10 protein-coding genes and 3 pseudogenes are annotated in these 12,039 nt (G+C 67.7%); 8 read left to right on the top strand and 5 right to left on the bottom strand.

The annotated features are described in order from the left end of the window. Positions 1–284: 284 nt before the first annotated feature. Both KMZ30_RS19425 and KMZ30_RS19420 read right to left on the bottom strand, forming a co-directional pair. Complete coding sequence (locus KMZ30_RS19425) at positions 285–605, bottom strand: Asp23/Gls24 family envelope stress response protein (protein ID WP_215520155.1); 321 nt, start codon at positions 603–605, stop codon at positions 285–287. Further along, on the bottom strand, positions 602–1,066 hold the full coding sequence (locus KMZ30_RS19420) for an Asp23/Gls24 family envelope stress response protein (protein WP_215520154.1): 465 nt from the start codon (positions 1,064–1,066) through the stop codon (positions 602–604). The genes KMZ30_RS19425 and KMZ30_RS19420 overlap by 4 nt, the downstream gene beginning before the upstream one ends. 179 nt (positions 1,067–1,245) lie before the next feature. Between KMZ30_RS19420 and KMZ30_RS19415 the strand changes: the two genes are divergently transcribed. Both KMZ30_RS19415 and KMZ30_RS19410 read left to right on the top strand, forming a co-directional pair. Further along, entirely contained in the window at positions 1,246–1,953 is a 708-nt protein-coding gene (locus KMZ30_RS19415; RefSeq protein WP_308279621.1) for an RNA polymerase sigma factor, read from the top strand. Beyond that, positions 1,950–2,408, top strand: coding sequence for a hypothetical protein (locus KMZ30_RS19410; RefSeq protein WP_215512049.1), 459 nt, complete (start codon positions 1,950–1,952; stop codon positions 2,406–2,408). The genes KMZ30_RS19415 and KMZ30_RS19410 overlap by 4 nt, the downstream gene beginning before the upstream one ends. Before the next feature lie 521 nt (positions 2,409–2,929). On the opposite strand, the pseudogene KMZ30_RS19405 reads toward KMZ30_RS19410, so the two are convergent. Continuing rightward, positions 2,930–3,091 (bottom strand): annotated as a pseudogene (locus tag KMZ30_RS19405) (IS3 family transposase); the annotation flags it as partial. 215 nt (positions 3,092–3,306) lie between these two features. Between KMZ30_RS19405 and KMZ30_RS19400 the strand changes: the two are divergent. Both KMZ30_RS19400 and KMZ30_RS22700 read left to right on the top strand, forming a co-directional pair. Then, positions 3,307–3,531, top strand: a complete 225-nt coding sequence (locus KMZ30_RS19400; RefSeq protein WP_215520153.1) for a hypothetical protein — start codon at positions 3,307–3,309, stop codon at positions 3,529–3,531. Between the two features lie 17 nt (positions 3,532–3,548). Further along, a complete protein-coding gene (locus KMZ30_RS22700; protein WP_215520152.1) occupies positions 3,549–4,361 on the top strand; it encodes a transposase in 813 nt (270 codons plus the stop codon). 3 nt (positions 4,362–4,364) lie between these two features. Here KMZ30_RS22700 and KMZ30_RS19390 read toward each other — a convergent pair. Further along, positions 4,365–5,329: pseudogene (locus KMZ30_RS19390) on the bottom strand (IS3 family transposase); the annotation flags it as partial. A 138-nt stretch (positions 5,330–5,467) separates the two neighbouring features. On the opposite strand from KMZ30_RS19390, the pseudogene KMZ30_RS19385 reads away from it, so the two are divergent. Continuing rightward, positions 5,468–6,298, top strand: a pseudogene (locus tag KMZ30_RS19385) (IS256 family transposase); the annotation flags it as partial. Positions 6,299–6,377: 79 nt separating this feature from the next. Here KMZ30_RS19385 and KMZ30_RS19380 read toward each other — a convergent pair. Beyond that, positions 6,378–7,376, bottom strand: coding sequence for a helix-turn-helix transcriptional regulator (locus KMZ30_RS19380; RefSeq protein ID WP_215520151.1), 999 nt, complete (start codon positions 7,374–7,376; stop codon positions 6,378–6,380). 62 nt (positions 7,377–7,438) lie between these two features. On the opposite strand from KMZ30_RS19380, the gene KMZ30_RS19375 reads away from it, so the two are divergent. Genes KMZ30_RS19375 through KMZ30_RS19365 form a run of 3 tightly spaced genes read left to right on the top strand, consistent with a single transcriptional unit; the run spans position 7,439 to position 11,670 of the window. Next, on the top strand, positions 7,439–8,920 hold the full coding sequence (locus KMZ30_RS19375) for an MFS transporter (RefSeq protein ID WP_215520150.1): 1,482 nt from the start codon (positions 7,439–7,441) through the stop codon (positions 8,918–8,920). Between the two features lie 34 nt (positions 8,921–8,954). Beyond that, positions 8,955–11,210, top strand: a complete 2,256-nt coding sequence (locus tag KMZ30_RS19370; protein ID WP_226905264.1) for an ATP-binding cassette domain-containing protein — start codon at positions 8,955–8,957, stop codon at positions 11,208–11,210. A gap of 49 nt (positions 11,211–11,259) precedes the next feature. Beyond that, positions 11,260–11,670, top strand: coding sequence for a VOC family protein (locus KMZ30_RS19365; protein WP_215520148.1), 411 nt, complete (start codon positions 11,260–11,262; stop codon positions 11,668–11,670). Positions 11,671–12,039: the final 369 nt, after the last annotated feature.

Genomic DNA, 12,039 nt, shown 5'->3' with positions numbered 1-12,039 from the left:
GGGCCCGGGACGCAGTCGGCTGGGCATGGCGGCGGTGCACCGTTGCGCGACGTGTCGCACCTTCGTCGTCAGGCGCCGAAGGCGAGCCAGTGGCGTGTCGCGGTGTACATGGACACGAACGGTGCCGGCCGCCCCGATGCCGAATCGCGCATCGACTGCATCCAGGGCTCGCAGGTAGCTTTCAACGTCTCCACCCATGTCTGGATGGTGCGCACGTGCGGCACGAGCGCGGGCGCGCATCCATGCGGCAGCGGTGGAGCTGTCCAGTGGAGCGCGCCCGCCGCTCACGAGTACGCCAAGGGTCCGGGAACAACATCCTCGATGCTGACCTCGACCGGGGTGCTGACCAGCGGAGCGACTGCCGCCCTGATCTGCTCGGCCGCTGCGAGGACGGGAACGCCATACATGAGTGTCACGTGGACTTCGGCGACGTTCTCACGCAGGCGGACTCCGGTCACCCGACGCCCGGGAAGGTAAGTCGCAGCCTCCCCGAACGAGCCCGAGTGCAACCCCGCGATACCGGGCACGCTGCGCACGGCTGCGGCGACGAGGTCGGCGAGCTCGGGCGGGCGGACCTGATCGGTGCCGGCGGGTTTGGTGCTCACTGGACGCGCGAGCCCTTCTCGTCCTGGTCGTCGTCCTGGTTGTCCTCGGACTCCAGGTAGATGTCCTGGACTGTGACGTTGACCTCGGCGACCTCGAGCCCGGTCATCCGCTCGATGGCGCTGATCACGTTGCGGCGGACGCTGGTGGCCAAGTCTGCGATCGCGACGCCGTACTCGGCGGTCAGCTCGATGTCGACGGCCGCCTGACGCTCACCGACCTCGACCGAGACGCCCTGGGAATGGTTGGTCCGGCCACCGGGGATGCGCTCACGCAGCGCACCAACCGCACGGGCGGTGCCACCACCGAGGGCGTGCACGCCAGAAACCTCGCGTGTGGCGATGCCGGCGATCTTGGCAACGACGGTGTCAGCGATGGTGGTCTTGCCGTGCTTGGTCACCAGGGCGCTGTCGCGACCGGCGGCCGTGGGGGTGTTGGTCTTCGAACTCTCCGTCACGGTCATCTCCTTGATGTGGACATGGATCTGTCTCTTGATGTGCTCTTACGCGGGTTAGATGCAGCCATCGCGCAACCCTCACGCGAACGCCACTGTGACCTGCGCCACTTCTACCCGTCGCCCTGAGTGGCAAACGTTGTTTACAACGTAAACGGCGTGTACAACGTAAACTAGTCGTTGGGCACGTGCATCTTGGGCCAAGGGTCTGTGTCGATGAACCCCGACTGGCCCGATACGCCGTGTCGCGTCAGGGGCACGCTGTTACCAACGCCGCCGGGCTTTCGCTTGGCCCCCGCACGAACAGGAGCGCAGACATCGGCGCATCACCCAGGACTCCAGCGCCGCTTCCAGAGCGCACCGACGAGCAGCTCGCTGCTTCCGCCGCGCTGGGTGACCGGGATGCGTTCGCGCTCATTGTTCAGCGCTGTGCACCCGGGATGCACCGGTATGCGGTCGGCATGCTGGAGGCAGACTTCCAAGCAGCGGAGGACGCCGTGCAAGGAGCTCTGGCCAAGGCGTGGGTGGCCCTGCCCACATTTCGCGGACAGTCATCCCTGAGGACCTGGCTGTTTCGCATCACCGCCAACGAGGTCCTTGCCGCGCGCCGGCGCCGCCGACCAGTCTCCGTGGACGACGGACTCATCGGCACGGTTCGCGCACCCCGCGGTCACGAACCAGAACAGGTGGCCGCAACCCGAGAACTGCGCGACGCCCTGAACGAAGCGCTGTCCGAGCTGCCCTGGAGGCAGCGCGCAGCCTGGCTGCTGCGGGAAGTCGAGCACCTGCCATACAGCCAGATCGCCAGCGTGCTCGGCACCAACGAAACCGTAGTCCGCGGACAACTCCACCGCGCGCGCCGTACTCTAGCGGTCAGAATGGAGCAGTGGCGATGACCCCACAGCGCAAGCGCGCCCCCGATACTGACGCGCAACTCGAGCACGCCGTCAGCGCGCTACGCACTCAAGCGGACGAACGCTGGGTCGAGATCGCCGACCGAGTCCTCGACAAGGCCCTACGCGTAACGCGACGGTCGATGCCCGTCCGAGCCGAAGGAACGGGCGGCAAGGTCAACGTCAGCGAACAGGTCCTCATCGCTGGAATCCGCTACGCCCTGGACCAGGTCGCCGGAGCCTTACCCACCGCAATCCAGGTCAACACCAGCGAGCGGCACCACTACACCGGGGTCGTCGTCTGCGTCACTGCTGACTACGGCTCACCCATCCTGCCCACTGCCGACGACATACGGAACCGCACCCAGCAGGTCCTCCAAGAGTTGCTCGGACCCATCACGCCGCCCGTCACGGTCAACACCATGCAAGTTCACATCAACGACGTGCGGCGGACCTGACTTTCTCTGAAGGCGCGTGCGATAGACAACATGCCGACCGGTCACCTGTGACCCACAATGCGTGTCCATCAACCGCGAGACACCCCGTCCGGAGGCAACCCGACAGCCCCAGAGGAGATGGCGACCCCGCGGCAACCGCTGAGCCCCGACTTTGTCATTCGCAAGGCCATTGCGACGATCGGCCCCGCTGGCCTCGACACTCTCACCGTGCGTTTTCCGTAGCTCGCGACTTCATGTCGGAGCCAGGGCGCTGTACCGGTGCCTCAACGGCCCCGAGGACTGCCTCGAAGGCGTTGCTGCTCCAACTGTGGACCAGGTTTGCGTAAAGTCGTAAGAACGCCTCGAACCGCGCTGGCAAGAACATGGCGCCACGCGCCCCTCGAGCGAACGCAAGCGCGTGACAACCGTCGCCGGACTCGCTAGGGACTGCTGAAGGTTCGGTTGACACCTTGACCTGCCCTACAGCCTGGTTTCCAGATTCGGTGGTGAGTCTCAGGCGGGTTGGGGTGTCCCTCGGAGAGTAGTTCGTGCTCGATCGGGGTGCGGTAGCCGAGGGCGGAGTGCCGTCGCTGGCGGTTGTAGAAGATCTCGATGTACTCGAAGATCGCGTTCGAGAGCTCGAGGCGGGTCTTCCACTTCTTGCGGTTGAGCAGCTCGGTCTGCATCGAGGACCAGAACGACTGTGAGACTTCCGGCATGCTGCGCGGCAAGGTGGTGCCGGCTGACGTGACCCACAGAATGACCGACCCCGCCGGTGTCTTCATTGAGAGATATGTCCGCCAGCCGCACCGCCGACCTCGATGGCTTGATTAGGAGCTTGTCCCTTCGGGTGACCCATCACAGTCCTGCCTCACCTTCTCGGCGGAGTCCACGGAAGTCGCAGTGAAGGAAGCAGGACATGGCACTGGCAGATCTCGTCGACCACGTCATCGGCGTCGACCCCGACAGGGACCGCATCACCGCAGCCGTCGTGTGCTCAAGGACCCAAGGCGAGCTGGCCACAAAGGTGTTCGCCACGACGTCGCGGGGCTACGGGCAAGCCATGCGCTGGGCGGCGGCGCATACTGCCGCGGGCCGACGCGCCTGGTCCATCGAGTCCACCGGAAGCTATGGGCAGGCTTAGCGGCCGTCCTGACGTCCATGGGCGAGTTCGTCATCGAGTTCGACCACCCCAGCGCTCGCCCCTCGAAAGACGGCGCGAAGTCCGACTCGCTCGATGCCGTGCGTGCAGCACGCGAGATCCTGGGCCGTAAGACATGGGCAACTCCGCGATCCCGCGGCGCCCGGGAAGGGCTGCGGACGCTCATCACCGCACGCGACAGCGCGAAACTCGCCCGCGTCGCGGCCATCAACGTCATGAAGGCGCTGGTGGTGACCGCCCCAGTTGACCTGCGGGAAGAACTCCGCGGTCGACCACTGATGGACTTGGTGGGTCGCTGCCAACGGCTACGTCCTGACACCGCGACCGACCCCGAATACGCAGCCACGAAACTGTCCTTGCGCAGCACGGCGAACAGAGTCCGGCAGCTCACCAATGAATGCCGCGAACTCGAGTCGGCGATGATTCCGTTGGTGCGCTCGATGGCCCCTGCTCTGCTCGAAGAGCCAGGCATTGGTGTCCTGATGGCAGCACAGATCCTGGTGTCCTGGTCACACCCTAATCGGTGCCGCGATGAGGCAGCGTTCGCCAGACTCGGCGGCGTCGCTCCACTGGAAGCGACATCGGGACAGACCCAGACCCGACACCGGCTCTCCCGCGGCGGTGACCGCCAGCTCAACCGGGCGCTGCACACCGTCATTCTCGCCCGAGCCAAGCACCACCAGCCAACCAAGGACTACATCGCCCGCCGGGTCAGCGAGGGCAGGACCAAACGAGAAGCGATGCGCTGCCTCAAGCGCTACTACGCCCGACACCTCTTCCGACTCCTCGAAGCGGCTCCCATGACCGCTTGACACCGATAGGAGCATCTCCATCATGGCGTTGTCGAGGCCGTCGCCGACGCTGCCGAAGGAGGGCATGAGCCCTGCGGAGCGGATTGTCTCGCCGAAGGCCCACGAGGTGAACTGGACTCCGTGGTCGGCGTGGACGATGCCGCCGGGTCCCGGGCGGCGGTTGCGGACGGCCATGTCGAGCGCGTTGATGACCAGGGTGGTGTCCTGGCGGGAGTCGATGGACCAGCCAACGATGCGGCGGCTGAAGGCGTCCAGGACCGCGGCACAGAAGACCTTGCCCTCACGCGTGGGGTGTTCGGTGATGTCGGTGACCCACAGCTCGTTCGGCTGCAGCCGGTGGAACTTGCGGTTGACCAGGTCATCGGAGGTGACGACCCCGCGCATGCGCTTGACCCGCGCCGGGCCTGGGAGGCCGTAGATGCCGGCCTGGGTCATCAACACCGAGACCAGGCGCGAGCTGACCTGGACCTCCATCGCCATGGTCAGCTCGGCGTGCACCCGCCGGTAGCCGTACGTGCCGCGGGAGGCGATGTGGATCTCTCGGATCAGGCCGGTGCGCCACTGGCGGCGCAGCGCGGTCTTGGACATGGCGCGGCGCTTGTACCGGTAGTAGCCCTGCCGGGAGACTCCGAGGACGGTGCAGCTGTTGTCGACGGGGACCCCGGCGTCGGCCAGTCGGTCGATCACCGGGTGAATCCTTTTGGGGGCGGCTTGTCCTCCGCCAGGAACGTCGCTGCTTGTCGGATGATCGCCAGCTCGCGGATCCTCTTCCGAGCGGCGCGCAGCTCGGCGGACTCGCTCGTCGGGACGCCCGTGATCTCGCCGCGGTCGATCCGGTCCTGCTTGAGCCACTCGTGCAGGCAGCCCGCGCTGATGCCGAGCTCGTAGGCGGTCTGCTTGACCTGCTTCCCAGAACGGACCAGCGCGACTGCTCGCGCACGGAACTCGGGAGGGTATGGACGAGGCACTGTCGGAGCCTTCCAGTTAGACAGCGTCCCGTGGAGTGGTGGGGTTTGGGGTGACGGCGCGGCTTCCTGACTGAGGGGGGCCACCGGCGAGATTCTCGATGTGTACCGCCAAGTACTCGTCGAGAAGGAGCCTCACCGATGGCCCTGTCTGATTCTGCCGTGTCCGAGCTGTTCGAGGTGTTCCGCACCGGCGAGGGCACCGACTTCATCCGAGAATGCGTCCGTGTCGCGATGCAGGAGCTGATCGAGACCGAGGCCACGGCCGCGGTCGGCGCCGGCCGCTACGAACGCACCGAGACCCGCACAACCGAGCGCAACGGCACCCGGCCGCGGTTGTTGACCACGCACGCCGGGGACGTGCATCTGGCGATCCCGAAGCTGCGCACCGGCTCGTTCTTCCCGTCCATCTTGGAGCCGCGGCGGCGGGTGGACCAGGCGCTGTACGCGGTGGTGATGGAGGCCTACGTCCACGGCGTCTCGACCCGCTCCGTGGACGACCTGGTAGTCGCGCTCGGCGGGTCCGGGATCTCCAAGAGCGAGGTCTCGCGGATCTGTGCCGGGCTCGACGAGACCGTCGGGGCGTTCCGCACCCGCCGCCTGGACCACGTCGAGTTCCCGTACGTCTACCTCGACGCGACCTACCTGCACGTGCGCACCGAGCAGGCCATGGTCGTCTCCAAGGCCGTCGTGGTCGCCACAGGCGTCACGGCCGAGGGCCGCCGGGAGATCCTCGGCCTGGACGTCGGCGACAGCGAGGACGAGGTGTTCCGGCGGGCGTTCCTGACCGGGCTGAAAAAGCGCGGCCTGGCCGGGGTGAAACTCGTGGTTTCCGACCAGCACGCCGGCCTGACCGCCGCCATCGCCCGGGCCCTGCAGGGGGCCAGCCACCAACGGTGCCGGGTGCACTTCATCCGCAACGTCCTGGCGCACGTGGCCAAGGGGGAGCGGGAGATGGTCGCCGTCCGGTTATCTGGGGTCAGCTCACCCTCGCCGGCTGGGCGAACCGACTTCAGCGTGAGTGACATGTGACCGACGTGTGTCGCGACGATCACGTTTCGCGCGTTGCGTCTTGGAGTCGCGCTCCGGTGATTCGGAACGCGTTCTGGAGGGCTGGAGGGTTGATGTCGCTCAAGTCGGTGTCGAAGGTGATGAACAGGCCGGCGACACCGGCCCATGACCATCCGCCGATGGTGAGGCGGCAGTGTGACGGGTCGATGGGCGTGACGACGGATCCGCCTGGTGCCCAGCGGGCGACGACGTCGGCGGGCAGGTTCAGGGTGGCGCTGCCGACGCATTGCCATTGGCCGGGGGTGTCTCCGCGGTCTGGGTTTTGCACGACGAGTCGGTTGAGGTCGTCGGCGGTGAGGGGGTGCGGGGTGAAGGACGCTCCTGCGCTTGTCTTCGGGCGGATTCGGTCGACGCGGTAGGTGGACCATGTCTGGTGTTGCCGGTCTCTGGTGATGAGGTACCAGCGGCCGGCCCACACGACCAAGTGGTGCGGTTCAACCTCTCGGGGTGGTTGGAAGCCAGGGTCGCCCGGCGCTGGGACGTCGCCTTGTGGGGTGGCGTAATCGAACCTCAGAGTGTGGCCGGTGCGTATCGCTGCACCCACGATTTGAAGGGTTGCGACGTCGATGGGTGGGGCGGAGAACTCCCAGTAGTTGCGCAGGCTGGTGACCTCGAACGCATCGCTGGCCGCGCGTAGGCGAGCTGGCATGACCTGACGCAGGGTGGTTAGTGCTCGGGCGACGGCGTCGTCGATGCCGGTGACGCTGTCTGGGGCGGTCTGCAGGGCGAGGGCGATCGCGATGGCTTGGTCGTCATCGAGGACCAGTGGCGGCAGCTTGCCGCCGGCGCCGAGGCGGTACCCGCCTCGTGGGCCCTTGATCGCGTGGACCGGGTATCCGAGGTCACGCAGGGTCTCGACGTCCCGGCGTAGCGTGCGGGACGAGACGTTCAGGCGCTGCGCGAGTTCAGAGCCTGGCCATTCGACGCGGGCGCTGAGCAGCGAGAGCAGCCGCAGGATCCGCTCCGAGGTGTCCGCCATGTTCCAAAGATTCTCACGAATAGCGGACACTCGGTGTCCTCTATCGCCGTCAGGGTGGGGCCATGACCTCACCGACACCCGCACCAGCGGCACCCCACACCGCCCCCGAACCGCAGGTCGCCGGTCCTGCCGCGTCCCTGGCCCTGCTCGTCGTGCTGTTCGCGTCCTTCATGGATCTGCTCGACGTCACGATCGTCACGGTCGCCGCCCCGGACATCGCGGCCAACCTGAACGCATCGGAGGCGCAGCTGCAGTGGATGCTCGCCGCATACGTCCTGGCGCTCGGCTCTGGTCTGGTCACCGGTGGCCGGGTCGGCGACGCCTATGGGCGACGCCGGGTCTTCCTGGTCTCGTTGGCCGGCTTTGCCCTCGCCTCGGCGGCCTGCGCCTTGGCGCCGTCGGCCGGGACGCTCATCGCGCTGCGGGCGTTGCAGGGCCTGGCGGGCGGGTTCATGGTGCCGCAGGTCTTCGGGATCATCCGCTCCTCATTCGCCCCGGCCGCGATGGCCAAGGCCTTCGGCGCGTATGGCGCGGTCCAAGGCCTGGCGTCGGTGGCTGGGCCGCTGTTGGGCGGGGCCCTCGTCAACGCCGACCTGTGGGGCCTGGGATGGCGCACGATCTTCTGGATCAACGTCCCGGTCGCGGTGCTCGCGTTGGCCCTCGGGCTGCGCTTCCTGCCTGAGTCCCACGCCCCGGGCCGCACCCGGCTCGACGTGGTCGGTGCCCTGCTGGCCTCGGTCGGCGTATTCCTTGTGCTGCTGCCGCTCGTGCAGGGCCGGGACTGGGGATGGCCCGGTTGGGGATGGGGCCTGCTGGTCCTCGGCCTGGTCGTGCTCGCCGGCTTCCTCGCCTACGAGCAGCGGCTGGCCCGAGCCGGTGGCCAACCCGTCCTCGATCCTTCCCTGCTGTCGATCCGACCATTCAGCGCCGGCCTGGCGGCTGCGGTGTTCTTCTTCGGCGGTCTCGCCTCGTTCTTCCTCGTACTGTCCATCTACCTCCAGCTCGGCACCGGGCGCACCGCGTGGGAAACCGGGCTGGTGATCCTGCCCTACGCGCTCGGCTCGATCATCACCTCCGGCGCCGGGGTAGCCTTGGCCGCCAAAGCCGGCCGCGCCCTCCTGATCACCGGCTCGCTGACCCTGGCCGCCTCGCAAGGGCTGCTGTGGTGGCTGGTCCGCGACGGCGCCACGCCGGGATATTGGGCCCTGGCCGGCGTGATGTTCCTCGGCGGCCTCGGACTGGGCCTTGGCGCACCGATCCTCGTCAACGTCGTCCTCGCCGGTGTCCCCGGCCGACAGGCCGGCGCCGCCGGCGGGGCGCTGTCCACCGTCAACCAGATCGGTGGCGCGATCGGGATCGCGATCCTGGCCACCGTCTTCTTCAACGCACTCCCGTCCACCGCACCCTCAGGCGCACCCGGCACCCACGCCCACGTCTTCGGCCAAGCCCTGGCGCAAGTGATGCCCTGGCAGGTCGCCACATACCTCTTGGCCGCTCTGGCGATGCTCGCGATGCCCAAGGCCGCCGCGGAACACCAAGGCTGACCCGATGACGCCGCCACCGAAAGCAACCTCCACTATGGCCAGCGACGTGATCCGGGTGCGCGGTGCCCGCACCCACAACCTGCGCAACATCGACGTCGACATCCCCAAGAAGCAGCTGACCGTCGTCACCGGCGTCTCAGGGTCCGGCAAGTCTTCCTTGGCCTTCGATACCATCGCCGCCGAATCCCAACGGCTCCTCGCCGCGACCTACCCGGCATTCGTGCAAACCCTGATGCCGCACCTGCCCCGCCCGAACGTTGACACCCTTGAGGGCCTGTCCGCCTCGATCGTCGTCGACCAATCACCACTGGGTGCCAACCCCCGCTCCACGGTCGGCACCGCCACCGACGCCTGGTCCCTCCTACGACAGCTGTACGCCAGCCACGGCACCCCACACGTCCCGGGACCCCACGCCTTGTCGTTCAACACCCCTGCCGGTATGTGCCTGGCGTGCGAGGGGACCGGGCGGGCAGCGACTCTGAACATCGACGCGGTCCTGGACCGCGCACTGTCCCTGAACGAGGGCGCGATCACGTTCCCGAACTTCGCCGTCGGGTCCCTGTTTTGGAAGGTGTATGCCCGCAGCGGCGCTTTCGACAACGACAAGCCCGTGCGCGACTACAGCAGCGAAGAGCTCGAGCACCTGCTCACCGGGACCGGACCCAACGTCGACACCGGCACCTACCCCATGGCCTACGAAGGCGTCTTGACCAAGATCACCCGCCTGTACCTGTCCAAAGACCTCGCCGCCCTCAAACCCCGCCTCCGGGAGGCCATCGAACGCGCCGCGACCACCGGCCCCTGCCCCGACTGCTCCGGCACCCGCCTGAACGCACCGGCCCGTGCCTGCACCATCGCCAACACCCCGATCACCACCTGCCACGCCATGCCCGCCACCGACCTGCAGGACTGGCTCGCACGGCTCGACCTACCCACGGCCACCCCCCTGATCACCCAACTGCGGTCACTACTGTGCAACCTGACCGAGGTCGGCCTGGGGTACCTCGCCCTGGATAGGCCCACCTCCACCCTCTCCGGCGGCGAAGGCCAACGCATTCGCACCGTGCTGCATCTGGACTCCGCCCTGACCGACCTCACCTACGTCTTCGACGAACCCGCCGCCGGCCTCCACGCCCACGACACCACACGCGTCGTCACTCTCCTGAAGGCGTTGCGCGACAAGGGCAACACCGTCCTGGTCGTCGAACACCACCCCGACGTCATCACCGCCGCGGACCACGTCATCGACCTCGGTCCCGCAGCCGGCCCGCACGGCGGCACCATCACCTACCAAGGCCCCCCGGTACGGCTGGCCGGCACCGACACCCCTACCGGCCGGGCACTCAAGACCGGGCCTGTCCTCAACCGCGAGCCACGCACCCCGACCGGCGTCCTGCCCATCCTGGACGCGACGACCAACAACCTCGACCACCTCACCCTCGATATCCCCACCGGCGTCCTCACCTGCATCACCGGGGTCGCGGGCGCCGGAAAGACCTCGCTGCTGGCACACATCCCCCACCAGGACGGAACAGTGGTCCTGGACCAGCATGCGATCCGGGGATCTCGTCGCTCCACCCCCGCGACCTACACCGGCGCCATGGACTGGATCCGCGAGGCCTTCGCCAAAGCCGGAAGCCGCCCCGGCCACCCGCTCAAACCGGCCCTGTTCAGCGCCAACAGTGCCGGAGCCTGCGCCGACTGTTCCGGGCTGGGCGTCACCTACCTCGACGCCCCCGCCAGCGATCCCGTCCCGGTCACCTGCGCCACCTGCAACGGTGACCGCTACACCGCCGAGGTCCTCACCCACACCCTCGACGGCCTGACCATCGCCGACGTCCTCACGATGCCCGTGGACGAGGCCGCCACCCGATATGTCGAGACCCCCGCCGGGCCCGCCTTCAGTACGCTCGTCGACGTCGGCCTGGGATACCTCAGTCTTGGGCAGCCGCTGTCCACCCTCTCCGGTGGCGAACGACAGCGCCTGCGTCTGGCCAGCCACATCATCCGGCCCGCGGGCATCTACATCCTGGACGAACCCACCACCGGGTTGCACATGAACGACGTGGACGTCCTCACGCGGCTCTTTCACCGCCTGGTCGACGACGGCGCCACCGTCATCGTTGCCGATCACCACTTGCACCTGATCGCCGCCGCCGACCACATCATCGACCTCGGCCCCGACGCCGGCCCCCACGGTGGGCGCGTGCGCTACCAAGGCCCCCCGAGCGGGCTCCTGGGCACCGACACCCACACCGGCGACGCCTTGACCAGCCGCCTCACCACTTGACCTCCGAATCGACACCGCACCAGCAGCACGACACCCAAGGAGACATCCCGTGCCCGACCGATCCGGCTCACAGATCGACCACCTCAACATCGCCGTCCCCGACCTCACCCGCGCCCGCGCCTTCTACGACCCGCTCCTGGACTCGATCGGCATCCAACCCGTCCTGCACATTCCCGCCACCGCCACCGACGCGGCCATGACCGGATACGGCTGGCCCGACACCAAACCCTTCTTTTGGCTCATCGACGACGGCAACGTCGGCACCAACATGCACCTGGCCTTCACCGCCGACACCCGAGACCTCGTACACGCCTTCTACGACACCGCTGCAGGCCTCGACGCCCAGCTACTCCACCCGCCGGCCAACCACCCCGAGTACCACGAGCACTACTACGGCGCATTCGTCCTCGACCCGCACGGCATCAATCTCGAGGCCGTGTGCCACCACGACCCAACCTGAACCCGCGCTCCGCGCAACGTCCCCGACCCGATCATTGCGGCCGCAAATCCACCCCACTGAGCAAGGGATTGTCCGTGCCGCAAGCACCTTGCGACCAACCAGAACCTGACAAATCGCGCGACAGCGCCGCCGCCACCCCGGGAACACGGTCGCGCCGCGGCATCGTGTTGGCGCACGACACCCCTGGTGCCCGTCCACACCGAGGCAGCACCACAACCAGCGGCCGGTCAGCCGGCGGGGGATCCGTGTGCGGCATCGCGCCCGCCGGGCCCCGCCGTCCGGCGGGAGATCCCAGCAGGCACTTCTCGATCCCTCGCGAGGGTGAGCTAGCCACAATCTAACCGGTCTCGGACTGTGTCGGGCGGCCAA

The sequence above is a fragment of the Phycicoccus mangrovi genome (assembly GCF_018729305.1).
GTDB lineage: Bacteria > Actinomycetota > Actinomycetes > Actinomycetales > Dermatophilaceae > Phycicoccus > Phycicoccus jejuensis.
Note: the sequence above shows the minus strand (reverse complement) of the source record. Positions and strands in the feature narration are given on the sequence as shown.